18 protein-coding genes and 1 tRNA gene are annotated in these 25,933 nt (G+C 54.9%); 12 read left to right on the top strand and 7 right to left on the bottom strand.

The features are described 5' to 3' along the window. The first annotated feature begins 7 nt into the window (after positions 1–7). The 3 genes from yfcE (at position 8) to NG346_RS06845 (ending at position 1,838) form a co-directional block, all read left to right on the top strand. A complete protein-coding gene (gene yfcE / locus NG346_RS06835) occupies positions 8–544 on the top strand; it encodes a phosphodiesterase (RefSeq protein WP_262288475.1) in 537 nt (178 codons plus the stop codon). A 145-nt stretch (positions 545–689) separates the two neighbouring features. Next, entirely contained in the window at positions 690–1,589 is a 900-nt protein-coding gene (locus NG346_RS06840) for a Cbp1 family collagen-binding glycoprotein adhesin (RefSeq protein ID WP_262288476.1), read from the top strand. Between the two features lie 166 nt (positions 1,590–1,755). After that, positions 1,756–1,838: transfer RNA gene (locus NG346_RS06845), tRNA-Tyr, on the top strand. A gap of 711 nt (positions 1,839–2,549) precedes the next feature. Here the strand turns inward: NG346_RS06845 and bglX are convergent. The 6 genes from bglX to NG346_RS06875 all read right to left on the bottom strand — a co-directional run bounded on the left by bglX (position 2,550) and on the right by NG346_RS06875 (position 14,755). After that, complete coding sequence (gene bglX / locus NG346_RS06850) at positions 2,550–4,808, bottom strand: beta-glucosidase BglX (protein ID WP_262288477.1); 2,259 nt, start codon at positions 4,806–4,808, stop codon at positions 2,550–2,552. Positions 4,809–4,821: 13 nt separating this feature from the next. Beyond that, entirely contained in the window at positions 4,822–7,044 is a 2,223-nt protein-coding gene (locus NG346_RS06855) for a glycoside hydrolase family 3 C-terminal domain-containing protein (protein WP_262288478.1), read from the bottom strand. 295 nt (positions 7,045–7,339) lie between these two features. Then, on the bottom strand, positions 7,340–8,449 hold the full coding sequence (locus NG346_RS06860) for a family 16 glycosylhydrolase (protein WP_262288479.1): 1,110 nt from the start codon (positions 8,447–8,449) through the stop codon (positions 7,340–7,342). Between the two features lie 85 nt (positions 8,450–8,534). Beyond that, complete coding sequence (locus NG346_RS06865) at positions 8,535–9,977, bottom strand: hypothetical protein (protein WP_262288480.1); 1,443 nt, start codon at positions 9,975–9,977, stop codon at positions 8,535–8,537. A 14-nt stretch (positions 9,978–9,991) separates the two neighbouring features. Then, a complete protein-coding gene (locus NG346_RS06870; RefSeq protein ID WP_262288481.1) occupies positions 9,992–11,527 on the bottom strand; it encodes a RagB/SusD family nutrient uptake outer membrane protein in 1,536 nt (511 codons plus the stop codon). A 21-nt stretch (positions 11,528–11,548) separates the two neighbouring features. Continuing rightward, the gene (locus NG346_RS06875) at positions 11,549–14,755 is read right to left on the bottom strand and encodes a SusC/RagA family TonB-linked outer membrane protein (RefSeq protein ID WP_262288482.1); all 3,207 of its coding nucleotides are present in this window, start codon (positions 14,753–14,755) and stop codon (positions 11,549–11,551) included. A gap of 325 nt (positions 14,756–15,080) precedes the next feature. Between NG346_RS06875 and NG346_RS06880 the strand changes: the two genes are divergently transcribed. From NG346_RS06880 to NG346_RS06920, 9 genes are all read left to right on the top strand, one after another. Then, positions 15,081–16,724 (top strand): DUF6377 domain-containing protein, encoded by a 1,644-nt coding sequence (locus tag NG346_RS06880; protein ID WP_262279812.1) that lies wholly within the window; start codon positions 15,081–15,083, stop codon positions 16,722–16,724. Between the two features lie 325 nt (positions 16,725–17,049). Then, on the top strand, positions 17,050–18,048 hold the full coding sequence (gene trpD, locus NG346_RS06885) for an anthranilate phosphoribosyltransferase (RefSeq protein WP_262279859.1): 999 nt from the start codon (positions 17,050–17,052) through the stop codon (positions 18,046–18,048). A gap of 32 nt (positions 18,049–18,080) precedes the next feature. Continuing rightward, positions 18,081–18,887, top strand: a complete 807-nt coding sequence (gene trpC, locus NG346_RS06890; RefSeq protein WP_262288483.1) for an indole-3-glycerol phosphate synthase TrpC — start codon at positions 18,081–18,083, stop codon at positions 18,885–18,887. Positions 18,888–18,911: 24 nt separating this feature from the next. Next, on the top strand, positions 18,912–19,766 hold the full coding sequence (locus NG346_RS06895; protein ID WP_262279814.1) for a phosphoribosylanthranilate isomerase: 855 nt from the start codon (positions 18,912–18,914) through the stop codon (positions 19,764–19,766). Positions 19,767–19,775: 9 nt separating this feature from the next. Continuing rightward, positions 19,776–20,597, top strand: coding sequence for a tryptophan synthase subunit alpha (gene trpA / locus NG346_RS06900; RefSeq protein WP_262288484.1), 822 nt, complete (start codon positions 19,776–19,778; stop codon positions 20,595–20,597). Positions 20,598–20,702: 105 nt separating this feature from the next. After that, positions 20,703–21,203, top strand: a complete 501-nt coding sequence (locus tag NG346_RS06905; protein WP_396266744.1) for an endonuclease domain-containing protein — start codon at positions 20,703–20,705, stop codon at positions 21,201–21,203. Positions 21,204–21,326: 123 nt separating this feature from the next. Beyond that, positions 21,327–22,631 carry a tryptophan synthase subunit beta gene (gene trpB, locus NG346_RS06910; RefSeq protein WP_262288485.1) on the top strand — a complete coding sequence of 435 codons (1,305 nt, stop codon included), beginning with the start codon at positions 21,327–21,329 and terminating at the stop codon, positions 22,629–22,631. Further along, the gene (locus NG346_RS06915) at positions 22,618–24,051 is read left to right on the top strand and encodes an anthranilate synthase component I family protein (protein WP_262288486.1); all 1,434 of its coding nucleotides are present in this window, start codon (positions 22,618–22,620) and stop codon (positions 24,049–24,051) included. The genes trpB and NG346_RS06915 overlap by 14 nt, the downstream gene beginning before the upstream one ends. A gap of 87 nt (positions 24,052–24,138) precedes the next feature. Then, positions 24,139–24,702, top strand: coding sequence for an anthranilate synthase component II (locus NG346_RS06920; protein ID WP_262279818.1), 564 nt, complete (start codon positions 24,139–24,141; stop codon positions 24,700–24,702). A 261-nt stretch (positions 24,703–24,963) separates the two neighbouring features. Here NG346_RS06920 and panB read toward each other — a convergent pair whose 3' ends face one another. Continuing rightward, positions 24,964–25,827 (bottom strand): 3-methyl-2-oxobutanoate hydroxymethyltransferase, encoded by an 864-nt coding sequence (gene panB, locus NG346_RS06925; protein WP_262279819.1) that lies wholly within the window; start codon positions 25,825–25,827, stop codon positions 24,964–24,966. Between the last annotated feature and the right edge of the window lie 106 nt (positions 25,828–25,933).

The raw sequence follows: 25,933 nt of genomic DNA on the forward strand, positions 1-25,933 counted from the left end.
CATCACCATGCGCTATCTGATCATCTCCGACATCCACGGCAGTCTGCCCCGGCTGCAACGTGCACTGGACTTTTACCGCCAACAGCAGTGCGACATGCTCCTCATCCTCGGCGACATTCTCAACTATGGGCCACGCAACAGCATCCCCGAGGGCATCGACGCCAAGGGCATCGTCGCGGCACTGAACCCGCTGGCCGATGACATTGTCGCCGTACGCGGCAACTGTGATGCCGAGGTCGACCAGATGCTACTCCGCTTTCCGATGATGAGCGACTATGTGCTGCTTGTCGACGAGGGCCGCCGCATCCTGCTCACCCACGGCCACGTCTACAATCCCGACCACCTGCCCGCCGGACACTACGACGCCGTCTTTTTCGGCCACACCCATCTCTGGCAGCTCGAGCACAATGCCGACGGCATGCTCATCTGCAACACGGGTTCCATCACCTTTCCCAAGGGCGGCAACGAACCCACCATGGCGTTGATGGACAACGGCCGTGTTGCCGTATATAACCTCGATGGAAAACTGCTCAAGGAGCTATAACCTTGAGCATTTGTATTAATTTTCCGCAAATCGTGAACTCATTGTCTTAACGTATTAAAAAAAACAAACAGAAAAGAACATTAATAGCACGTATGCGCTTATCTTTGCCACGGATAACTAAACAAGCATATCAAATAGCAAGAATATGAAAAAGACAAGAAATCTTGTCATGGCTCTCGCCATGGCAACCGTAGCAATCGGACTAGGCTCCTGCAACGGTAATAACAAAAACGCACAGCTGCAATCACAGCTCGACTCACTGGCCACCGCTGACAGCCTGCACCAAGAGGACATCAAGGCAATGGCCGACTTCGTCGACATCATGTCCAGCGGTCTCGACAGCATCAACGGCCAGGAAGGACAGATCAAGCAGATGGGACAGGAGCAGGGCGGCAAGCTCGACAAAGCTCACCTGCGCCAGCAACTCAACGACTTGGCCCAGCTCGTCACACGCCAACGCAACCGCATCAGCGAACTCGAGAAGAGCCTCGAAGGGCAGAACACAAGCTATGCGCAGCGCGTGAAGAAGCTCATCGCCTACTATAAGGCTCAGCTCGACGAGAAGGACAAGACCATCGCTGAGCTCAAGACTGAGCTGAACAACAAAAACGCTGACATCGCTACACTCAACGAGCACGTCAACAAGCTCACCACCAACGTCAACGACCTCACGGCCAGCAACAACCAACTCGGGCAGACCGTGGCCAGCCAGAAGACGACAATCGCCGAACAGGACCAGGCTATCCACGAGGCTTTCGTCACCATCGGCACATCTAAGGAGTTGAAGGCGAAAGGCCTCCTCACCGGCGGCTTCCTGGCCAAGAAGCGTGTCGATGTCAGCAAACTCTCCGGCACGGGCTTCACTAAGGTGGACATCCGCAACTACAACGACATCGTACTGAAATCGAAGAAGCCGAAGATCATGACGCAGATGCCGTCTGACTCTTACTCGCTTCGCGACAACGGCAACGGTACCACTACACTGCATATCAATGACGCCAACCGCTTCTGGAGCGTCAGCAAATATCTCGTAGTGAAACTCTAATCGACCATAGGGTAAAGCATATATAAAAGGTGATGTGCAGGGCTGACAGCGTGTTGGTCCTGCACATCCGGTATTAGCCGCGATCTGTTAAAGTAATAAAAAAGGGACTGCAAAGTCTTTGCTGTCTCACGATAAATTATTACTTTTGCACTCGCTTTACAGCACTGGGTAGTTACCAGAGTGGCCAAATGGGGCAGACTGTAAATCTGCTGGCTCTTGCCTTCGGTGGTTCGAATCCATCACTACCCACAAAGTTTTTTCTTTTTAAAAACTGATGGAAAGGTTCATCACTACCCACATTTTTATTTCCATCACTACCCAAAAAGGTTTTTTCTTTTTAAAAACTGATGGAAAGGTCCATCACTACCCACATTTTTATTTCCATCACTACCCAAAAAGGTTTTTTCTTTTTAAAAACTGATGGAAAGGTCCCATCACTACCCACAAAGCTTTTTAATGCATACTGTTGTATAGACGCTGAGCGAGATCTACTTTCGAGATATTTACACATTTCTGAGACGTATATGCTGATAAATTAAAAAAATTATGTAAGTTTGCATAAGAAGAATATTGTTGGGAAAACTGACAAAAAACAGGTCCTGAGAAGACGATTCTCGTCAACAAACGTCCAGTCGCCCGTGATTTCGCGATTTTCGCGCGATTTTTCTTAAACCACTGATGCACAACAAGATACGCAAAACGCTTAGTTTGCGTACCAACAAAAAAGGTGCTTTGACATTGTCAAAGCACCTTTTTTCGTGATCATCTCAGTGGTTTTATGCTGTCATCTCGGTTGTTTCATCAAGTCATCTCGGTGAGATGACTTGATGAAACAACCGAGATGACCACGCCACCGGTACTTTTTCCCCTTCCAAGGCTTGTTTTTGTCTATTCCAAACCTTGTTTTTTTTCTAGAACGCACAATAATTCCAACACGCTTTTGTCAAATAATAATTATTGTTACAGCTTGAGCGTCGACTTCTTCAACGCATTGTCGCTGCTGTTGGGTCCCACCATGATGTCGTAGTCGCCCGCGTCGAGGATATCGCGTCCATTGCCGTCTTTATACTTCAGCATGTCGGATGTGACCGTGAAGTCGATGCGCTGGCTCTCACCGGCCTTGAGATGCACACGGCGGAAGCCTTTGAGCTCCTTCACCGGACGTGCGATCTGTGCGGCAGGATGGCTGATATAGAGCTGCACGACCTCGTCGCCGTCGCGCCGCCCGGTGTTGGTCACCATCACGGAAGCCATCACGCTGCCATCGCGGGCGATGTGGTCGGCACTGAGCAGCACGTCGCCGTAGCTGAAAGTGGTGTAGCTCAATCCGTAGCCAAAGGGATAGAGCGGGTCGTTGCGCACGTCGATATAGTTGCTCTGATACTTATAGTATTTCTTCGCGCCCTCAGCCACGGGGCGTCCCGTGCGGAGATGGTTGTAATAGAGCGGTATCTGTCCCATGCACTGCGGCAATGTCGTCACGAGGCGCCCCGTAGGCACTTTATCACCAAAGAGCACGTCGCAGATGGCATCAGCAGCCTCCGAACCACCAAACCATACGTTGAGGATGGCCCGACAATGCTCGCTCTCCCATTTCAAAATCGTCGGGCGACCCGCAAAGTTGAGCAGCACGACGGGCTTGTCCATGGCGCAGAGCTGACGCAAGAGACGCATTTGTGCTTCGGGCAGACAGAGATCAGCACGCGAGGAGCTCTCGCCGCTCATCTCGGTCATCTCTCCCATGGCACAGACGATGACGTCGGCCTGACGAGCGGCTGCCAAGGCTTCCTGCTCAGCCAGCCTGCTGTCCACACGCGGGATGGGACGGCCGAAAGAGCAGTTGGCTTGTGTGGCCGAGTCGTCGTAGATGTTGCAGCCCTGGGCATAGACCACACGGGCCTTGCCGGCAACAGCGCGCTCCATGGCTTCTTTCAATGTGGCGTAGAGCTCGGGCTTGTCGGCTGTCGACCAACTGCCGACCATGTTCGACCGGTCATTGGCGAGCGGTCCGATGAGGGCAATGGTTCCCTCACGCTTGAGCGGAAGGATGTCGCCCTCGTTTTTCAACAGCACGAAGGTCTCGGCCGCCATGTCGCGGGCGAGCGCACGGTGCTCGGGGGTGTAGAGCGCTGTCTTAGCCCGCTTGCTGTTGAGGAAGCGATAAGGATTTTGGAAGAGCCCTAACTTGTATTTAGCCTCCAACACACGGCGGCAAGCCTGGTCGACATCTGCCTCGCTGACTTTTCCTTCCTTCACGAGTTGCAGCAGATGGGTGCTGTAAGCATTGGAGCACATGTCCATGTCGGTACCTGCCTTCAGTGCCTCTGCCGAGCAGGTGGCGAGATCGCCCATGCCGTGGACGACCATCTCGCTGATCGAACCGTAGTCGGTCACCAGGAAGCCGTCGAAGCCCCACTGCCGGCGCAGCACGTCGTTGAGGAGCCAGGGGTTGGCCGTGGCGGGGATGCCGTCAACAAGATTGAAGGAAGACATTACCGAACCGACGCCCGCACGCACAGCCGCCTCGTAGGGCGGGAAGTACTGGTTGTACATTCTGACGTGGCTCATATCCACGGTGTTGTAGTCGCGGCCTGCCTCCACGGCACCGTAGAGCGCGTAGTGCTTCAGACAGGCCATGGCGTTCTCCGGTCCATAGTTGCCCTGAAGTCCCTCAACCATCACCTTGGCGATGGCACTGCCAAGGAACGGATCCTCGCCGGAACCTTCGGCGATGCGGCCCCACCGCGGGTCGAGAGCGATGTCGACCATCGGGCTGTAGACCCAGTCGATGCCTTGAGAGGTGCACTCGCGCGCCGCCATCTCCGCGCCGCGGCGGATCGCAGTGGTGTCCCAACTGCACGCCTGCGCCAAGGGAATGGGCAGCACGGTCTGGAAGCCATGGATGACATCATAGCCAAAGAGCAAAGGAATACCCAGGCGGCTTTTCTTCACGGCGATCTGCTGCAAGGCTTTGATCTTCACCGGATCACGCAGACTCAACACAGCGCCTAACTTGCCCTCGGCAGCCAAGCGCGCCAGCGGACTGTCCATCTCCTTGCCGGTGACGATGTCTCCGCCCGGCAGAAGGTTGAGCTGCCCGATTTTCTCCTCCAACGTCATGCGGCTCATGAGCTGGGAAACATAGGTGTCCATGGCATTGTCGGCTCTGCCGGTCAGCGCCACGACACTCAGAAAGAAAGCAACGAATAGTTTTCTCATATGAATAGATTTGTTACTTCAAGATAAACGATCTTTTCAACACAATATTGTCTGAGGCATTGCCCACGAGAGCCGTAAATGTGCCGGGCTCTGCCGTCCATGCACCTTGCTTCTCATCGTAGAAGCTCAGCGCGTCGCGCCCGATGACAATCTTCACGTCCTTGCTCTCGCCGGGCTGCAAGGCAACCTTGGCGAAGCCTTTCAGCTCCTTGACGGGCCGGTCTACGCTGCACTTGTCGTCGTGGATATAGAGCTGTACGGTCTCTGCACCTGCACGGTGACCGGTATTGCGAACGTTGACGGTGACGGTCAGGGAATCAGCAGCCGTCAGCGACGACGAGGACAGACGCAGGTCGGAAAGCTTGAACGAGGTATAGCCCAGGCCGTGACCGAAGGCAAACAGCGGACGGATGTGCTTCGCCTCAGTCCAGCGGTAGCCCACATAGACGCCCTCGCTGTAAGTCTCGTCGATGATCTTATGGCCGTCGCGCCATGTTCCGGGATAGGTCTTCAAGGCGTGCGCGCCGACATCCTGCAACTTTACGGGCCACGTAAACGGCAGTTTACCCGACGGACAGACGTCGCCGGTGAGCACATCGGCCAGCGCCTCACCGCTCTCGCTGCCTCCGTACCATCCTTGTACGATAGCCGCTACACGGTCGTGCCAAGGCATGGCGACGGGATTGCCCGAGATGTTGACAAAGACCACACGGCGGTTGGCCTTTGTCAGCGCCTCTACCAACTCATCTTGACCATACGGCAGACCGTATTCCTTGCGGTCGTGTCCCTCGCAGTCCTGATAATCGCTCTTGTTGAGACCGCCGACGACGATCACGTAGTCAGCCTTGCGTGCCTTGGCGACAGCATCGGCGATGAGCTGTTGGCGCGAGCGGGTGTCTGTCAGATTCTGCCCGGTCGTCACACCATTATAGGCGCCGGTGGTATCACCGACATACCCACGCTCATACTCCACGGTGGCCACATCCTTGAGTCTGGCCTTCAAGCCATCGAGCGGCGAGATCTCACGCTGCGCCTTCAACGAAGACGAACCGCCACCGACGGTCATCATCTTGATGGCATTCTCGCCAACGACGAGCACCGTAGGCCTGCGGCTGAGATCCAAGGGCAACACATCACCCCTGTTCTGCAAGAGCACGATACCTTCGTCGGCGATGCGGCGTACCGTCTGGTAATGGGCGTCGGAGCACAGAGCGCCGTGGCCGCGACGCGCCATCGTCGTGCGGAAGAACAGGCGCAGGACGCGGCGCACCTTGTCGTTGAGTGTCTGCATACTGTACTTACCCGAAAGGAGTCCGTCGCGGTAGGCGTTGGCGAGGTAGTAATTGTCGTAAGCGTTGCTGGCACCCGTGTGGAGACCGTCGGTCCAAGAACCAAACTCCATATCAAGACCGTTGTTCACAGCCTGGTCGGTATCATGGCAACCGCCCCAGTCCGAGACCACGACGCCATCGAAGCCCCACTGACCTTTGAGCAAGTCTTTGAGCAGGTACTCGTTGTGACAGTTGTGCTCGTCGCGATAAAGATTATAAGCACCCATCAGTCCCCAGGCACCGCCCTTGGTGACAGCAGCGTGGAAGGCAGGCAGGTAGATCTCGTGGAGCGCGCGGTCACTGACCTTGACGTTGACCTGATGGCGGTTCTCTTCGTCGTTGTTGAGGGCGAAGTGCTTGACACAGGCCGCCACGCCGTTGCTCTGCAGCCCGCGGATATAGGGGACAACCATCGTGGAGACGAGCCAGGGATCTTCGCCCATGTATTCGAAGTTGCGGCCGCCGAGCGGTGTGCGCAGGATGTTCACGCCGGGTCCGAGGATCATGTCCTTGCCCCGATAGCGGGCTTCCTCGCCAAGGCTGCGGCCGTAGTGCCACGCCAGCGAGGGGTTCCAGGTGGCAGCCAGACAGGTCAACGCGGGGAAGGCCACACACGAGTCGTTGGTCTGTCCGGCCTGTTCCCATTCGTCCCAAAGCACGTCGGGACGCACGCCGTGCGGGCCGTCGTCGGTCCAGAAATCGGGAAAGCCCAGGCGAGGAACGCCGCGCGAGGAGAACTTGCTTTGTGCATGGAGGATATTGATCTTCTCCTGCAGGGTCATCCGGCTCATCGCGTCGTCGATGCGGCGCTCGATGGGCTGGCTGTCATCGAGGTAAAGGGGCTGCTGCGCAAAAGCGAGAAACGGCAGCGTTAGCAGGAAAAAGGAAAGAAGAAATTTGCTCATAGATGATTAGAGAATTAAAAGGGGAAGAAAGAGAGAAACAAGGGGAGACGCAAGACGGGGCAAGGGGAGGGCCTCGGCACAGCCGAGGCAAACCGAACCCGATACCGGACGAAAGCGGAAGAAGGCAAGACCGGAGTTGCCGAACCCGATACCGGACGAAAAGCGGAAGAAGGCAAGACCGGAGTTGCCGAACCCGTTACCGGACGACAAGCGGAAGAAGGCAAGGCCGGAGTTGCTCACCCCTTGGCGGTAATCACTCCCCTCCCTCTTGGGGAGGGGCAAGGGGGAGAGGCTTTTATGGGGTGGGCTTTTGGAACACCCTGACGTAGTCTACGCTCATCGTGGCAGGCAGTGCGGAGGCATCGACACCTTTATATCCGCCCCAACTGCCTCCCCATGCGAGGTTGAGAATCGGATAGAAAGGCACGTTGAACGGCCAGAAGTCCTTGGACCTGTCGGTGGGCTCGTATTTGAGAATGCTCTTGCCGTCAACGAAAAACTCGAGTTTGGAGGCTGTCCACTCACAGGCATAGACATGATAGTCCGATTCCGCTGTGGGCACGTTCAGCGTGTCATGCTCCGTCGGCGTGTTGCCGTTGTTGTATTTGTTGCAGTGGATCGTTGAGGATACAATATTGGGATCGGCGCCGACTTCCTCCATGATGTCGATCTCTCCACAACCCGGCCAGGGGTTGGTGGAGAAGTTGTTGTTGGCGGGCATCATCCAAAAGGCGGGCCAGGTACCTTTGCCCTGTGGCAGTTTAATGCGTGCCTCGAAATAGCCGTAAGTCCACCCTTTGTCGGGCTTGGCGTAGACACGGCCGGAGTAGATCTTGCTGCCGTCTTTATAGCAATGGATGAGCAGATGTCCGTCCTTGACCTCGTTGACAGTGGTGCCTTTGATGTAGGTCTGCAACTCGTTGTTGACCCATCCTGCAGGCTTCTCTTCCTCTGTCCAGTCGCTGCCGAGGCTGTTGCCATCGAACTCATCGTGCCACACGAGGTCGTAGCCTACCGGCGCGTCATATTTGGCCGTTGTGGCAGCCTCCTGCGTCACGACGACGGTCTTTCGCACCGTTCCCGCCGCAAAGACGAGCGAGGCAGAGCGTGACGAAGTGTTGGGATTGGCAGCAGCGGTCACCGTGATCTGTACAGCACCGCCGGAGGACAGTCCCGAGGTTGGCGAAACCGCGAGCCATGAATCCGGTGTGGAGACCATCCCCCACTCGTGGTTGGCCGAGAGCGTGAAGCTTTGACTGCCACCGGCGGCGGGAAGGGTGAGCGCGTCGTTGCTCACCGAGATCGTGACCGCGGGCACAGGATCATCACCGGAGGAAGAGCCGCAACCCGTCAGCGGAAACGACAGCGCGAGGAAGAGAATGCTGAGATATGTTTTCAGTTTCATGATGATTTCATTTTCATGTGAAAAGGAGAAGCCCAAGGCAACAGGCCGAGGACTACTCCTTATTATATATATAAAGAACGAAGCGTCACTTCTTCAACACGTGCTTCTGAATGATGATGTCGCTGATGGACAACTCTGGGTCAGTGCCAATACCGCCGAAGTCGAGGATGAACTTGGTGGAGGCAGACGATGTCGTAGCCTTGACATTGGGCACACGCACCATCGTGGTACCCATCTCAGCCGTCATCGCGTTGTTGTAGTACAGCGCGTTGTTGTCGTCCTTCTGATCTGCAATCTTCAGCGAAAAGCGTGGGATGTCGACATTGGACTTGAGTTTGAAGCTGATATCATAGGTCTGTCCACTCTCGTAAGCGACGGGGACGCCCTCGTCGGCTGTGTGAATCATGCACTGAGCCTGCCACTCTGCGCCGCCGGGCTGCCCACTGAAGGAGATCGTGTAGACGCCGTCCTTGAAGCTAAGCTTCGGGTCGGCGAGCTGTGTCCAGTTGCCATCTGCCCACCAGAACGTCATCTGCCCGAAACTGTTGTAGGCTTTTCCAAGGTTGAGGTCACTGTTGACGCCGCACCAGTCTATCTTCTCCGGGTCATCGTCGGGGTTGACGGGAACGACCTCCGAGGAAGGCTCTTTGCTTGTCAGGATGAAATGCCAGGCGATAGAGCCATTGTCATAGACGAGGTTCATCGTGGTGGACGTCAGTCCTTCAATGCGGAAGCGCGGATGCTGGTACTGTCCATCGCTGGAGATATAAGGGAAGAGGCTGTTGTCAGCCAACACGAGGAAGATGGCATCCTGCGCCTTACCGTCGGCATCGGTCCATGTTCCGGACTCCAGCGTGTAGGCAGATGTCTGTTCGTCCGTGATGGTAGCGTCCCAGTCGGGATTGTTGCTGCCCCAAAGCGTCGTGCCTGTGTTGACGAACGTCTTGCCGTCCTCACCGGAGCTGTAGACATAAGTGCCGGTAGTCGCCGAGCCCTCATTCGGTGTGAAAGCCAGGCGGTCGTCGTAGACACCAAAGTCTTTCTTGTCATCTTTTGCTGCCGACCACCACTCGGTGCCGGAGGTACCTGATGGTCCGCAGGCCATGTGTCCGGGCGCATTGTTGTCGATGCGCCATTTCTTGCCCTGGAGCTTCTCGGCATAGGGCGAGAAGTCGACCTTGGTCTCGTTGAAGGTAAACTCCTTCTTCAGGCCAGCCTGGCTGAATCCGTTGCGGTTGGCCATGCGCAGCTCGATGGTATAGGTGCCTTTGACCTTATTGGAATAGGTCGCCGTGGGCAGTGTGGAGTACTGCTTGCCATTGATGAGCCAGACGGGGTATTCCCCTTTGACAGACGGAGCCGTGGCCGTCATGGTGTTGGTGGACTGGTCGACGCTGACGTTGAAGTCAACACCGTCCATGGTGGGGAGTGCGTTTTGGTCAGCGCCGCTGAAGTCTTCGGGCGAGCAGGCCGGAAGCGTCAGTCCCACAAAGAGCGCGCAAGCCAAGAGCTTAATTATCTTTTTCATAATCGTTTCGGTATTTATTTGGTGTAGTCGTTCTGATGGAGTTTAGGATCGTTGTCGAGCTCGGACTGAGCCAGCGGCACGTGTTTCTTGTTAGGTGTCCAGCTGTTGGTACGGTCAGATCCCGGTATGGCAACCAGCGTAGTAGCCGCCTTGCCGGTACGCACGAGGTCGAAATAGCGCTTGCCCTCGCCGACGAACTCGAGGTGTCGCTCGTTGAGGATGTCGTCCTCAGTGATGCTCTGCATGGCAGGCAGCCCGGCACGGCGGTGCACCTGATTGAGGTATCCCGTAGCCTCGGCATTACTGCCACCGGTGGCCAGCGTCAGTTCAGCGGCATTGAGCAGCGTCTCGGCATAGCGGTAGATACGCAGATTGTTGTTGTAGTTGAGGTTTTTCGACGTCGGACAATCCTTGTTGTTGTCGTCCATCGGACGGTATTTAGCCAGCCAGAGATGGGTATCCTGATAGCGTGCGTTATAGTCTTTGTCGGTGCCAAGGAGGCTGCGGAGATCCCAACAAGTAGCCTCGCGGCGCTGATCGCCGTCCTCATACATGTTGTAGGTCTCGACCCGCATGGGCAGGAAGCCCCAGCCATCCTGACCGGCCGACCATCCGTCGCCGCCCTGCCAGCCGTTGGGTGAGATGAGCGTGGGAAGCACGGTACCGCCCGCCGACTTAGAGGTGCCCCAGTCGCGCCCGGCCTGGTCGTCTTGATAGTTGACCTCGAAGATCGATTCCGATCCCCACTCACCGCTCTCCTTCCAGATGTCAGCGAAGTTGGTCATGAGCTGATAGTCACCACTGCTGATGATCTCTTTCATGTAGGCCAGAGCCTGGGGGTAGCGTGCTGTGTCGTTTTGGTACATCACCAGCTCGGCATAGAGCATATAGGCGAAGGCCTTGCTCACGCGTCCGGCGTTGGCATTGTCCCAGCGCATGGGCAGGACATTGTTCTTGAGGATGTCTTCCATCTCGGCGATGAGGTTCTCGTAGACCTTGTCGGCAGAGATCTGCTCGGCCTGGTAAGGACTGGAGAGGTTGGTGAGGTAGAAGGGAATATCGCCGTAGTAGTGCCAGAGGATATCATAATAGTAGACTCTCAGCAGGCGGGCCTGCTCGATATAGGTTGGCAAATTGGTGTTGTCCTTATTGGCATCGTAGGCACAGTAGGTCAGCACGTCGTTGCAGCGCTTGATGCCGGAGTAGAAGTCACCCCAAAGCGTGGAGAGCGTGTTATTGCCATCGCCTTCGAAGTTGAAGAGCTTGTGCCAGTGCTGGTTATCGGAGATATTGCTGCCACCGGGGAAGAAGTCGTCGCCCATGATCTCGGCGTCGATATTCAGTGCATTGTAAGCCGTGCCGTCCCAGTCGGGCCAGTGGAGCGGGTCGTAGGCAGCGGTCACCGATTCCTGCAGATGGGCGTCGGTGGTATAGTATTCCTCCAGTGGTTCACCACTGGGATTCTCTACTTTGAGGAAGTCGTCGCTGCATGAGCCCAAGAGAAAGGCAGCGGCCAAAGCTCCTACATAGATATATTTCTTGGTTTTCATAATGGTTTCTGCTTTTTTCAGTTAAAGAGTGATGTTAAAACCTACCGACCAGGTGCGTGCCTGGGGATATACGCCGTAGTCGACACCTAACGAGGTACTGCCGGAGCCAATCTCAGGATCGAAGCCCCAGTACTTGGTCCAGGTGATGAGATTCTCGGCCATGACGAAGAGGCGGAAGCGGTCGACGCCGAGTCGCTGCGTCAGATAGCGGGGCAGCGTATAGCCAAGTTGGAAGTTCTTCAGGCGCAGATAAGAGCCGTCGCGGACGTAGAGGTCACTGACCACCCAGTTTTTGGTGTCGCCAAGAGCCAGTCGTGGGACACGGTCAGACGTGCCGGGACCTGTCCAGCGGCTGAGCATCCAGGAAGGATAGTTGCCCGATGCGATATCCTGACGATAGGTAGCATCGAAGACGTCCACGCCGCTCACGCCCTGGAAGAAGAGGTTGATGTCGAAGCCCTTATACTCGCCGTTGAGGTTGAAGCCGAAGGTCCACTTAGGCGTACCGTTGCCGATGTTGGTACGGTCATCGGAAGTGATCTTTCCATCGCCGTTGACATCGACGAAGCGAAGGTCGCCGGGAACGGCATTGGGCTGAATGAGCTTGCCGTCAGCATTCTTGTAGGCGTTGACCTCGTCGACGGTCTGGAAGACCCCGGCGGTCTTGTAACCGTAGAAGAAGGGGAAGGGCTGTCCATTCTCAGCGCGCGTTCCGCCGTCGGAGAACTGTGAGATGCCCCAGTCGAGGAAGCCCGTGGCATTACCCAAGTTGGTGAGCTCGTTGTGGAGATAGGAGGCGTTGGCCTTCAGACCATAGCGGAAATCACCTGCGTGGCCTTTGTAGCCGAGCTCAAACTCCCATCCGGAGTTTTTCATATCGCCGACGTTGGCCAGTGGGGAAGTCTCACCGACATAGCTTGGGATAGGCATGGCGATGATCATACCGTTGGTCTTCTTGATGAAGTAGTCGACGGTGAAGGTCAGGGCACTGTTGAAGAAACCGAGGTCAAGACCAATGTCGGTCTGCTCACTCTCCTCCCATTTCAGGTTGGGATTGGGCAGGCGGTTGGCCTTGGAACCATGGTTCTTGACGCTGTTGGTGCCGAAATAGTAGTCGTTGCCCATGGAGGTCAGCGTGGTGTAAGCGAAGTCGCCGATATTCTCGTTGCCGTTCTTACCCCAGCTGAAACGCAGCTTGGCATTGCTGAGCCAGTTGTGGGTGGGGAGCATAAACTTCTCGTTCATGATGTTCCATCCCAAGGAGAAGGAGGGGAAAGTGCCGTAGAGATTGTCAGAACCAAAGCGGCTGGAACCATCACGGCGCACGGTGAACTGCGCCATGTAGCGCTCGTCGTAGTTGTAGCTCAGACGGGCGAAGAGTGAAGACAACCGGTGCTCGGTGTAAGGTCCACCCCATGTGTTGAAATGTGCCGTGGCTCCTGTGATCTTGCCGTCGGCGTCGGTGCTGTAGACGACCTGTCCGTTGCCGTTGGTATAGTTGATGGATGGCTTGTAGATATTGATGAGATCCCAGGCACCGCCACCGAGCTCACTGCCCTTGAACTTGCTGGCAGACTGTCCGAGGACAACGCCGAAGGTGTGCTTGCCAAGGGTTTTGTCGTAGGACAGCGTGTTGTCGACCTGCCAGGAGTTGTTGTCACCTTTATAAGAGGTGGCAGAGGTGTGGTCGGCATTGTTGTTGCCTGAGAGATAGAATTTCTGTGTCGTGGCAGCATCGTAGCCCCAGAAGGAGAGCTCGGCACTGTAGGCAAAGTGATACTTCAGGTTGTCGAAGAGCTGCAGGTCGAGGGAGAACTTCGGCATGATCTTATGCGACCAGTTGCGTGTGGCATGTCCCTGCATCATGGCCAAAGGGTTGTTCTGCTCTTGATAAGAACCGAAATATCCGGGCACGGTATAAGGATTGCCGTTGGCATCCTTGTAGAGGTCGTAGGCACTATACTGCTTCTCCATGGCTGCTGCGACATCCGGATTGGTGATGGTGACGGGCAAGATCGGTGAGAGATACAGTGCCGATCCGAGCGGTGAGCCCCAGGTGGAGTTGGCGTCAATGCCTGTGTTGTGTACGCGCATGTAGCCGACGTTGACACCAAGGTCGAGCTTGTTGAGGAAGTTGCGCTCTTTTGAGAAGTCGAACAGCGTGTAGCTGGTGTTGGAGCGCAGCGTCAGACGGTCGTAGTTCGACTGTCCGTAGTTTCCGCCGACGATACCCTCTTGGGTCATGTAGCCCATGGAGAGATAGTAGTTGACCTTGTCGGAGGCACCGCTGATGGAGAGGTCGTGCTGCACGATGGGCGCGTTGTCGTTGAAGAGTTCGTTCTGCCAGTTGGTGCCGAAGCCCTTCACGGCATTGCCGTTGACATCGGTGAGGTTGTAAGGGTCGGCATAGAGAGGCGCCTGCCCGCCGTTGACATATTTCTCGTTTTGCAGGATGGCATAGTCGGTAGCACCAGTGACATCGCGCTTGCGCCATGGGCTCTGCCAGCCATAAGAGAAGTTATAGTTGATCTTGGCTTTGCCCTTCGCGCCTTTCTTCGTGGTGACGAGGATGACACCGTTGGCTGCACGCGAACCGTAGATGGCTCCGGAAGCAGCGTCTTTGAGCACTTCGATGCTCTCAATATCCTCGGGGTTGACGAGCTCCATGCCGTTTTGATCGGTAGCCATGCCGTCGATGATATAAAGAGGATCGGAATTGTTGATCGTGCCGATACCACGCACACGAATCATAGATTTGGCACCGGGCTGTCCGGAAGCACTCGTGACGTTGACGCCGGCGGCCAGACCTTTCAAGGCATCCTCGGCGCGCAGCTGTGTCTTGCCTTCGAGATCTTCGGCATCGACCTTAGCGATAGAGGCCGTGACGACGCTCTTCTTCTGGACACCATAGCCGATGACGACCACATCGCCGAGCGTCTTGGCATCGTCCTTTAAGGTCACGCGCATATTGTCAGCCACAGAGAGCGTCTGTGTCTGCATACCTACATACGACACCTCTATCTTGGTGCCGGGATTGGCCGTAATGGTGAAGTGACCGTCAAGGTCGGAAATCACTCCCGTCGAGGAGCCCGGTACTTTGACAGTAGCGCCGATGATCGGTTCTCCATGATCGTCGAGCACGGTGCCGGAATAGTTCTTCTGCTGTGCCCATAACGATGAGGTGACAAGCAAAGCCGTCGCCGTCAACATGGTTTTGATTCTTTTCATGATCGTTGGGTTTTGATGGTTAATATTGTATATGGTTTATTGTCATTCCCATTTTAGGTTTTAACGACTGTCAATCGTTGGTGCAAAGATAATAGCCTTTTTTCATACTAAAAACACAGAGAGCTGAAAAAGTGGACGCTTATAGAGGACTCAAAACGTGAAACAGCTATGTATAAGCCTGTTACGAGATTTTAGATATATTAAAAGAGTGGATGCGAAGGGGAAGAGTACGATAGACTTTCAACCAAAATTTGGCCGTTTAAAGGCATTTTTGTACCTTTGTGACCAACAAAAACCAAGAACGACATAAAGCCTATTTACCAAAATGACTCGAACTCTTATGATCATCATCGCAATGCTGGCAGCATTTTCTGTCTCAGCCGCCAACATCGACATGGAAAAAGAATACACCCGGCTTGACGACGCTATCGCCCGGTCGGCACAATATATTGCGCAACGGCAACAGAAAATCAAAGTCCTTGAGCGACAACTCAAGGCCACGAAGAATGTTCACCGGCAATATCAACTGTGCTATGACCTATACCTGTTATATAATCCCTATATCCACAGTCAGGCATGCGCCTATCTCAATCGGTGCATCTCCCTGGCAGAGAAAGAAGGGCGGCGGCAAGAGGCCAATCATTGCCGGGCTATGCTGGCAAAGTATTTTATCAACTCGGGATTCTACGACGAGGCCCGCATCTGCCTGCAAGAGATAGACACGACCACACTCGACCGCCGCGGAAAGACTCTCTACGACGTGGCTCGCTATGCGCTCAACGGTGAGCTCGCCTTCTACACAACACTGCCGGTGATGAAGCGCCACTATGAAGCTCTGCAAAAGAAGTATGAGAAAGCTATGATGACGTTGGTCAGTAAAGATGACGACATCTACCGCGAAACCTACCAAAACCAACTCATCGCGCATGGCAAAACCCAAGAAGCACTACGATACAACGACCGGTGGATGAAGCAGACAGCACCGAACTCACACGGCTACGCCTTGGTTGCCCTCTACCGCTATCTGGCCTATAAGGCACTCGGCGACACCACGAAGATGATGTATTGGGTGACACAATCGGTCATCAACGACATCCAACTCGGCGTCACGGATCAAGGTTCGATCTGGGAACTGGCCAATCAACTCATGCTCAAAGGCGACCTCAAACGTGCTTACCGCTATATCAGCTTTGCCAGCGCGTGCGCAAATACCTTCGGCGCACGTCAGAGAAAGTGGCAGGTGGCCCCGCTCATGGCCAGCCTCGCCGGACAATACAAGAGCGCAAGCGAGCAGAGTCAACGCCGCCTCATGGCTTCGCTGTGTGCTCTGAGCGTACTCTGTATCTTTGTCATCATACTGCTGTTGATGACCATGAAGCAGCGCAACCACATCCGACGCACGCGCAACCTGCTCTATCTCAGCAATGCCAACCTGCAAGAAAGCAATGCCAGACTCGCCGACAGCAACATACGACTCGCCGACAGCAACCGTGTCAAAGAAGAATACATCGGCCGGTTCCTGGAGTTGTGCAGCCTTTATGTCAACCGTATCGACAAAATCAAAAAGCGCACGGCACGTTATCTCAAAAGCAAACAATACGCTGAACTCGAGCGAATCCTCCACAACAAGGAAAGCGACGACGAAGATGCCAGTGAACTATACAAGAGCTTCGACTCGGCTTTCATCCATCTCTTTCCTCATTTCGTCGACGACATCAATGCGTTGCTGCGTCCCGATGCACAGCTGAGCGTGGAGAAAGACGGACAGCTCAGCACGTCCATTCGTATCTTTGCCCTCATCCGTCTCGGCATCAACGACAGTTCCAAGATCGCAGAGTTCCTGCACTATAGCGTCAACACCATATATAATTATCGCGCGCGCGTGAAGAAAGGAGCCAAAGGCGATAAGGATGACTTTGAGGAAAAGGTAAAGATGATCGGTATAAATGTTAAAAATGCAACGAATTGATATTTTTACACTCAAAACGTTTGCAGTTTAAAGGAAAACTTGTATCTTTGCACCCGAAATATAAAAACAACAAGAAAGATGAAGAATCACGTATCTGCATATTGGTGGTGGCGTAGCTCAAGATCTAAAAAGTCGTGAGTCGAGAAGCCGTGTGGGTACTACATCCAACAACATACAAAGGCCTGTCGTTCTTGCGACAGGCCTTTTTTAATGTTGAATGTTCTATGATGAATGTTCAATATCCTTCTGTGAGGGAATGTTGGATAAGGAAAAGCAACAAAGATAAACAAGACATATAACAATTAAAAAATATACGCTTATGGATATCAAGGCTATTTTCAACCGTCTCCTCAACCATGAGGAGCTGCAACGTGAAGAGACAAAGGAACTGCTCATCGCCATCACGCGCGGTGAGCTCAACGACGCGGAGATCGCCGCCCTGCTGACCGCCATACAGATGCGCGGCATCAGCGTGGAGGAGCTCTTAGGTTTCCGCGACGGCATCCTCGCCACGGGCGTGCCCGTACCCTTGGACTGTGACCGCTACATCGACGTGGTGGGTACCGGCGGCGACCGCAAGAACACGTTCAACATCTCCACGACAGCCTGCTTCGTCATCGCCGGTGCCGGATACAAAGTGGCCAAACACGGCAACTATGCCGCCACAAGCGTCAGCGGCGCGTCGAACGTCATCAAGAACCACGGCGTGAACTTCACCGCTGATCTCGATAAGCTCAACCGCTCTATCAACGAGTGCGGCATCGTCTATCTCCATGCGCAGCTCTTCGCCAAGGCCATGAAGTTCGTCGGTGCCATCCGCAAGGCCCTGCCCTTCCCGACATTCTTCAACCTCCTCGGCCCGATCATCAACCCGTCAAAACCGCAGTGCCAGCTGCTCGGCGTGGCCAACCTCGACCAGATGCGCCTCTATCAGCAGGTTTACCAAAAGATCGGTATCGACTACGGCATCGTCAACAGCATCGACGGATATGACGAGATCTCGCTCACAGGACCGTTTAAGGTGACCACTGCCGACTATGAGCGCGTCTTCAAACCCGCCGAACTCGGCTTCGACATCGCCAAACCGGAGGAGATACAGGCAGGTGCCACTGAGGAAGAGGCTAAGGCGATCTTTGACAACGTACTGGCCAACAAAGCACTGCCCGCACAGAAAAACATCGTCCTCGCCAACGCTGCCTTCGGCATACAAGTCTATGAGAAAGGTAAGAAAACGATTGAGGAGTGCATAGACATCGCACGCGAGAGCATCGACAGTGGCAAGGCGCTCAACACCTTCAAGAAGTTTGTGGAACTCAACTCGTAAAGGGGGAGAAACTTGTAGAAAAACAGAATAACATGGATATATTAGAAGAAATCGTAGCCCACAAAGTGGAGGAACTGCAGGAGCGGATGGACTTCATCCCGCCCCGCCGCCTCTATTCGCTCGTGGAGGAACAGATCAAGAAGGAGACCAGCGCACCGGCTTCGATGCGCCAGGCTCTCATGGACTCGCCAACGGGCATCATCGCTGAGTTTAAACGCAAGTCGCCCAGCAAAGGATGGATCAAGCAGGAAGGCAAGGCTTCGGTTATCCCCCTGAGCTATCAGCAACACGGAGCTGCCGCGCTGAGTATCCTCACCGACACGAAATTCTTCGGTGGCTACGACGAGTATATCCAGCAGGCCAGGGCAGCCGGCGTGACGATACCTATATTATATAAGAACTTTGTCATCGACGAATACCAGCTCTTCCAAGCCCGCTACTGCGGTGCTTCTGCCGTACTGCTCATCGCTGCCTGCCTGGAAAAGGACAAATGCCGCGACCTCCTGCACATGGCACACGAACTCGGACTGGAGGCTCTGCTGGAGATGCACGGCGAGGAGGACTTTGAATACGCCGACATAGAGCCGGACATGTACGGCATCAACAACCGCAACCTCGGTACTTTCGTCACCGACGTGAACAATAGCTTCCGTCTCGCCGAGCGTCTGCCGAAAGGTGTGTGCACGGTGAGCGAGAGTGGTATCGGCGATCCCGACACCATCCGACAGCTGCGCGAGGTGGGCTTCCACGGCTTCCTCATGGGCGAACACTTCATGAAAGCAGACGATCCCGGCGAGCAACTGGCAAGACTGATACGAATGTTGAGTGTTGAAAGATGAATGTTGAATGAAGGCCATAGCGTTATGAACTATCCATTGATCAAGGTTTGTGGCATGCGCGACGCGCAGAACATCCGCGAGGTGGCGGCCTTAGGCGTGAACCTCATCGGTCTGATCTTCTACCCTAAGAGTCCGCGATATGTCGAGAGCATCTCGTCGGATGCGGGGATCATTCCGGATTATAGCAGCCTCACCCCCGATCCCCTCTCCAAAGGAGAGGGGCGTAATATGCTGGATAAACAATTGAAAGCGGAAGAAACGAAAGGAGAGACACGCAATAAACAGCCAGTATCGGCACAGTTAAAGTCAACGCAATCCAAGGCCCCGTTTAACAAAGTAACTACTCCCCTCTCCCTCGGAGAGGGGCAAGGGGGTGAGGCTGCAATTCCAAAATTCGTCGGCGTCTTCGTCGACGACATGCCTCAGAACATTGTCACCGCCGTGTACAACTATCATCTGAGCTACGTGCAACTTCACGGTGATGAGAGTCCCGTGATGATCGACAACCTGCGGCGGACACTCGTCCCCGACATCGCACCACAGATCAAGATCATCAAGGCCATCAGCGTATCCAGTGCTGAGGACTTGAAACGTTGCGAGCCATACGAGGGGCATGTCGACCTCTTTCTCTTCGACACGAAATGCAAAGGCTACGGCGGCAGCGGACAGAAATACGACTGGTCGGTACTTGAGGCTTACACGGGGCAGACGCCATTCTTGCTTAGCGGCGGTATTGGACCGGACGACATTGACCGACTGCGTGACTTCCACCATCCACAATGCGTCGGCATAGACCTCAACAGCAAGTTCGAGACAGCTCCGGGAATGAAGGATATAAACCTGCTGCAAAACTTCCTTCATCAATTGAACAAACAATAAAATAGGAATATGAATAAGATCAACCAACTTTTTTCCACCCGTGGCGACCGCAAGTTGCTGTCGCTCTATTTCTGCGTCGGCTGCCCGACATTGGAGGGAACGGCCGACGTGATTCTCGCCATGCAGCGTCATGGCATCGACATGATCGAGGTAGGCATTCCCTTCAGCGACCCACTTGCCGACGGCCCGGTGATTCAGAGTGCGGGCACAGTAGCCTTGAAGAATGGTACTACGCTCAAGAAGATCTTCGCGCAACTGAAAGCGATCAAAGACCAGGTCACCATCCCACTGGTGATGATGGGCTATCTCAATGTCATCATGCACTATGGTTTGGAGGACTTCTTCCGTAGCTGTGTGGAGAGCGGTGCCAGTGGCTGCATCATCCCCGACCTGCCCTTCAAGGACTATATGGATGTGGTGAAGCCTATCGCCGACAAATACGACATCCGTGTGATCATGATGATCACGCCGGAAACCAGCGAGGAGCGCATCCGCTTCATCGATGAGCACACCGACGGCTTTATATATATGGTGTCCTCTGCAAGCATCACGGGGGCACAGTCTAACTTCGGCGAGGCCAAGCAGGCTTATTTCCGCCATATCAACTCCATGAACCTCCACAATCCTCGCATGATCGGCTTCGGCATCAGCAACAAGCAGACCTTAGAGAGCGCACAGCAGAATGCCGCCGGTGCCATCATCGGCTCGAAGTTCGTCACGTTGCTCAACGAGACAAAAGACCCGGATCGCGCCCTTGACCTATTGTTTGACGCATTAGAGCAGCCTCACCCCCTTACCCCCTCTCCGAGGGAGAGGGGAGTGATATGTTAGATAAACAATAGCTGCCTCACCCCCTTACCCCTCTCCAACAGCCTCACCCCCAACCCCTCTCCAAGGGAGAGGGGAGTGATATGTTAGATAAACAATTATTTGAGTATGAAGAAGAATTCCCAAAAGGACACACTTTCGAAGTATCCATCACCCGCAGAGCATTCTACTCCCCTCTCCCTCGGAGAGGGGCATGGGGGTGAGGCTGTAGAGGGGCAAGGGGGTGGGGCTCCTACTTATGCTTACATGACTGCTTCTCCTGATAGATATGGCTTACTGAAACAGTTTGCTAAAGAGAATCGACAAAACATGACCGTGGCAGAAAGATACCTGTGGGATCATCTTCGAGACTATCAGCATACCTATCATTTCAGACGACAGCATATCATTGGGGATTATATCGTCGACTTTGTCAGTTTAGAATACAAACTTGTCATTGAAGTAGATGGGGGCTACCACGCTGAACGGCAACAGATGGAGGATGATGCTCGTAGAACAGAAGATCTCAACCACTTGGGATTTGATGTGGTTCGGTTTACCAATGAAGAAGTTCTTTTTGACACAGGAAAAACATTGGAAAGGCTAAGAAAGATATTGGGGATTGAATAAAAAACAGCCTCATCACTTGCAGCCTCACCCCCCAACCCCCTCTCCAAGGGAGAGGGGAGTGATATGAGGGATAAACAATAAAAAGAACACAATAATAAAAGCAAAATAATAAAGATTAAAGATATGGAAGACAAAGAAAGAAAACAAAAACAGGAACACATAACGTCCGCAGAGCATTCTACTCCCCTCGCCTTTGGAGAGGGGCATGGGGGTGAGGCTGTAAGTGATGAGGCTTCTCCAACAAAGTCCGGTTTTTACGGCCAGTTTGGCGGAGCCTACGTCCCAGAGATATTATATAAATGTGTACACGACCTGCAAGACGCTTACTTGCCGATCATCGAGAGCGAGGAGTTTAAGCAGGAGTTTCGCACGCTGCTGCGCGACTACGCCGGCCGTCCCTCACCACTCTACTACGCCAAGCGCATGAGCGAGCGCTACGGCTGTCAGCTCTATCTCAAACGCGAGGACCTTAACCACACGGGAGCGCACAAGATCAACAACGCCATCGGACAGATTCTCCTCGCCCGCAAGATGGGCAAGACACGCATCATCGCTGAGACCGGCGCCGGTCAGCACGGCGTGGCAACAGCCACGGTCTGCGCGCTCTTCGGCATGGACTGCGAGATCTTCATGGGCAAGACCGACGTGGAGCGACAGCATCCCAACGTGGAGCGCATGAAGATGCTCGGCGCAAAGGTGCATCCGGTGACCACCGGCAACATGACGCTCTCCGATGCTTGCTCGGAAGCGATCCGCGACTGGTGCTGCCATCCCGAGGATACCTTCTATCTCGTCGGTTCCACGATGGGCCCGCACCCCTACCCCGACATCGTCGCGAAGATGCAGAGCGTCATCAGCGAAGAGATCAAGTGGCAACTACAGGAGAAGATAGGACGTGACTATCCCGACTATCTCATCGCCTGCGTGGGCGGTGGCAGCAACGCCGCCGGAACTATCTATCACTATGTCGACGACGACCGCGTGAAGATTGTGCTTGCCGAAGCAGGCGGCCACGGCATCGACACCGACTACACGGCAGCCACCATGCACTGTGGCACCGAGGGCATCATCCACGGCGCACGCACGCTGGTGATGCAGACCGACGACGGACAGATCAAGGAGGCATTCACCATCTCGGCCGGTCTCGACTACCCGGGCATCGGACCCATGCACGCATATCTCGCACAGCAGGGACGCGAAAAGGTGCTCGCCATCAACGACGACGAGGCAATCTATGCCGGCTATGAGCTCACACGCACCGAGGGCATCATACCCGCCATCGAGAGCGCACACGCTGTCGCTGCCCTCCGCAAACTGTCCTTCAAACCCTCCGACGTGGTGGTGCTCACCGTCAGCGGACGTGGCGACAAGGACATGAACACTTATCTCACTCACAAAGACATGGCGAAAGAATATGGAAAGTTTTAAGTTTGAGACGAGAACAAGTAAGATTCTCGCCGACCTCTATACACCCGTTGCCGTTTACATGCGGCTGCGCGACATCTATCCACAGAGTGCGCTGATGGAGAGCTCGGACTATCACGGCTCGGAAAACGCACGCTCGTTTATCGGCATCAACCCGATCGCATCCATCGCCGTCAGCCACGGCAAGACGATCGTCACGCTGCCCGACGGCACCACCGAGGAACACGAGCTGCCCGCCACAGGACCCGGAAAGGGAGAAGCCTGCAAGCTCGCCATCGTCAAAGACTTCGACAACTTCATCCATCGCTTCCATATCGAGGGCGAAGGCGCAAACTTCTGCGGACTATACGGTTACACGGCCTTCAACGCCGTGCGCTACTTCGAGAACATCGAGGTCAAGGACACCACGATGGCAAAAAACGATGCCCCCGACATCTACTATATCCTCTACCGCGACCTCATCGTCTTTGACCACTTCAACAACACGATGACATTTATCACCCTGGCCAAGAACAGCGACGACGGCGACCGCCAGCTCGCCGACTTGCAGCGTGCGGTGAACAAGGCGAGCGTGAAGCCCTACAGCTTCCACCCTGTGGGCGAGGCAACCTCCACGCTCACCGACGAGGAGCACAAGGCCAACATCCGCCGCTGCGTCAAGCACTGCCTGCGCGGTGACGTCTTCCAGATCGTCATCTCGCGCCGCTTTGTCCAGCGCTACGAGGGGGACGACTTCAAGCTCTACCGCGCCCTGCGCTCCATCAACCCGTCGCCCTACCTCTTCTATTTCGACTTCGGCGGTTTCCGCATCTTCGGCTCCAGCCCCGAGACCCACAACCGCATTGAGGGCGACACGGCGTATATCGACCCCATCGCCGGTACTACTAAGCGCACGGGCAATGCCGAACAGGACCGCCGGGCCGCTGAGTTCCTGCGCAACGACCCGAAGGAAAACGCTGAGCACGTGATGCTCGTGGACCTCGCACGCAACGACCTGAGCCGCAACTGCCACGACGTGAAGGTGGACTTCTATAAAGACATGCAGTTCTACAGCCACGTCATCCACCTCGTCAGCCGCGTCAGCGGTAAGCTCAACAAGGGTGCCGACCATATCAAGGCGTTCTTCGACACCTTCCCCGCCGGCACGCTCTCGGGTGCGCCTAAGGTGCGCGCCATGCAGCTCATCAGCGAGATGGAGCCCCACAACCGTGGTGCCTACGGCGGATGCATCGGTTTCATCGGACTCAACGGCAACCTCAACCAAGCCATCGTCATCCGCACCTTCATCAGCCGTGGCGGCGAACTGTGGTTCCAGGCCGGCAGCGGCGTGGTGGCAAAAAGCAACGACGCCTATGAGCTCAACGAAAGCAACAACAAGCTCGGTGCTCTCGTCAAGGCCATCAAGATTGCGGAGAAGCTATAAAAACGTAGAGAAGAACAGAAATTCAAAGTACGAATAAGCAGCAGAAACAGACTTATTCCATCAAGAATTTGAGAATACCAGAATGATATGAAAATCGTTATCATAGACAATTACGACAGCTTCACGTACAACCTCGCGCACTTGGTGAAGCAATTAGGTGCCGAGGTGGAGGTCTACCGCAACGACCAGTTCACGCTCGGCCAGTTGGAGCCCTTCGACAAAATCATCCTCAGTCCCGGACCGGGCATCCCCAGCGAGGCAGGACTCCTCCTCGACGTCATCAAGACCTATGCCGGCCGCAAGCCCATGCTCGGCGTGTGTCTCGGTCATCAGGCCATCGGCGAGGTCTTCGGTGCCAAACTTGAGAACCTCAGCGAGGTGTATCACGGTGTTGCCACCGAGGGCACACAGTTTGGCAACGACCCGATCTTCGACGGACTGCCCAAGCGACTGCTCATGGGACGATACCACAGCTGGGTGGTCAGCCGCACGGAGTTCCCCGCCGCCCTCGAGGTCACTGCCGTCAGCGACGACGGACAGATCATGGGACTGCGGCACCGGCACTACAACATCCACGGCATACAGTTCCACCCCGAAAGCGTGCTCACACCGATGGGCAGCAAGATCGTGGAGAACTGGCTAAGAGGATAACAGCCTCACCCCCAGCTCCTCTACAGCCTCACCCCCATGCCCCTCTCCAAAGGAGAGGGGAGTAGAATGCTCTGCGGGCGAAGGGAATGGCGAAAGTGTGTCCTTTTGGGAATTCTTCTTCATGCTCAAATAATTGTTTATCTAACATATCACTCCCCTCTCTCTTGGAGAGGGGCAGGGGGTGAGGCTGCTATTGTTTATCTAACATATCACTCCCCTCTCCTTTGGAGAGGGGCAGGGGGTGAGGCTGCTATTGTTTATCTAACATATCACTCCCCTCTCCTTTGGAGAGGGGCTGGGGGTGAGGCCGTAGCTCTCCTCCTCGTTGGGGAAGTCAGCGCCTTTCACGGCCTGCACATACGCCTGCACACCATCTGTCATGCACTTGCAGACATCGGCGAAGTGGCGGAGGAACTTCGGCTTGAAGCCCTGCGTCATGCCCAGCGCATCGGCATAGACGAGCACCTGACCGTCAGTATCGGGTCCGGCGCCAATGCCGATGGTAGCCGCCTTGACCTCGCGAGTCACCTGCGCCGCCAGCTTGGCAGGCACCTTCTCGAGCGTGATGGCAAAGACACCGGCCTCGTCGAGGGCATGAGCGTCGGCGAGCAGCTGACGCGCCTCAGCCTCCTCCTTGGCACGAAGACCATAGCCGCCAAACTTATGGATGCTCTGCGGAGTGAGTCCTAAATGTCCCACGACAGGCACACCGGCCTCCACGATGGCGCGCACCGTGTCGGCAATAGACGCTCCGCCTTCCATCTTCACGGCGTCGACACCCGTCTCCTTCATGATGCGGATGGCATTGCGCACACCCTCCTCGCGGCTCACCTGATAAGAGCCGAACGGCATGTCGCACACCACTAAGCAGTGCTGGCATGCACGCGCCACGGCGCGCGCATGGTAGATCATCTGATCCACGGTGATCGGCAGCGTGTCGGCATTGCCCGCCATCACGTTCGAGGCAGAGTCACCGACGAGGATCGCGTCGATGCCCGCACGATCGAGAATGCCAGCCGTCGTAAAGTCGTAAGCCGTCATCTGGGCTATCTTCTCGCCCGCGGCTTTCATCTCCAAAATAGTCTTTGTTGTAATCTTTTTCTTGTCTGTTGTTAAATAACCCATGTTGATTAGTTCTTTTACAAGTGCAAAGTTATATAATTATTTTGTAACTTTGTAGCCAATAAGGCAATTGTCTGTAAAGACCAAGCTCATTTATTCATTTCAACTC

Source organism: Hallella absiana (genome assembly GCF_025457485.1).
GTDB classification, from domain to species: domain Bacteria; phylum Bacteroidota; class Bacteroidia; order Bacteroidales; family Bacteroidaceae; genus Prevotella; species Prevotella absiana.

Coding starts and splice junctions, on each gene's coding strand:
- panB (WP_262279819.1), bottom strand. CDS start 25,827: ATGGGTTATTTAACAACAGACAAGAAAAAGATTACAACAAAGACTATT.
- trpB (WP_262288485.1), top strand. CDS start 21,327: ATGGAAGACAAAGAAAGAAAACAAAAACAGGAACACATAACGTCCGCA.
- yfcE (WP_262288475.1), top strand. CDS start 8: ATGCGCTATCTGATCATCTCCGACATCCACGGCAGTCTGCCCCGGCTG.
- NG346_RS06880 (WP_262279812.1), top strand. CDS start 15,081: ATGACTCGAACTCTTATGATCATCATCGCAATGCTGGCAGCATTTTCT.
- NG346_RS06840 (WP_262288476.1), top strand. CDS start 690: ATGAAAAAGACAAGAAATCTTGTCATGGCTCTCGCCATGGCAACCGTA.
- trpC (WP_262288483.1), top strand. CDS start 18,081: ATGGATATATTAGAAGAAATCGTAGCCCACAAAGTGGAGGAACTGCAG.
- NG346_RS06895 (WP_262279814.1), top strand. CDS start 18,912: ATGAACTATCCATTGATCAAGGTTTGTGGCATGCGCGACGCGCAGAAC.
- NG346_RS06870 (WP_262288481.1), bottom strand. CDS start 11,527: ATGAAAACCAAGAAATATATCTATGTAGGAGCTTTGGCCGCTGCCTTT.
- NG346_RS06875 (WP_262288482.1), bottom strand. CDS start 14,755: ATGAAAAGAATCAAAACCATGTTGACGGCGACGGCTTTGCTTGTCACC.
- bglX (WP_262288477.1), bottom strand. CDS start 4,808: ATGAGAAAACTATTCGTTGCTTTCTTTCTGAGTGTCGTGGCGCTGACC.
- NG346_RS06920 (WP_262279818.1), top strand. CDS start 24,139: ATGAAAATCGTTATCATAGACAATTACGACAGCTTCACGTACAACCTC.
- NG346_RS06915 (WP_262288486.1), top strand. CDS start 22,618: ATGGAAAGTTTTAAGTTTGAGACGAGAACAAGTAAGATTCTCGCCGAC.
- NG346_RS06905 (WP_396266744.1), top strand. CDS start 20,703: ATGAAGAAGAATTCCCAAAAGGACACACTTTCGAAGTATCCATCACCC.
- NG346_RS06865 (WP_262288480.1), bottom strand. CDS start 9,977: ATGAAAAAGATAATTAAGCTCTTGGCTTGCGCGCTCTTTGTGGGACTG.
- trpA (WP_262288484.1), top strand. CDS start 19,776: ATGAATAAGATCAACCAACTTTTTTCCACCCGTGGCGACCGCAAGTTG.
- NG346_RS06855 (WP_262288478.1), bottom strand. CDS start 7,044: ATGAGCAAATTTCTTCTTTCCTTTTTCCTGCTAACGCTGCCGTTTCTC.
- NG346_RS06860 (WP_262288479.1), bottom strand. CDS start 8,449: ATGAAACTGAAAACATATCTCAGCATTCTCTTCCTCGCGCTGTCGTTT.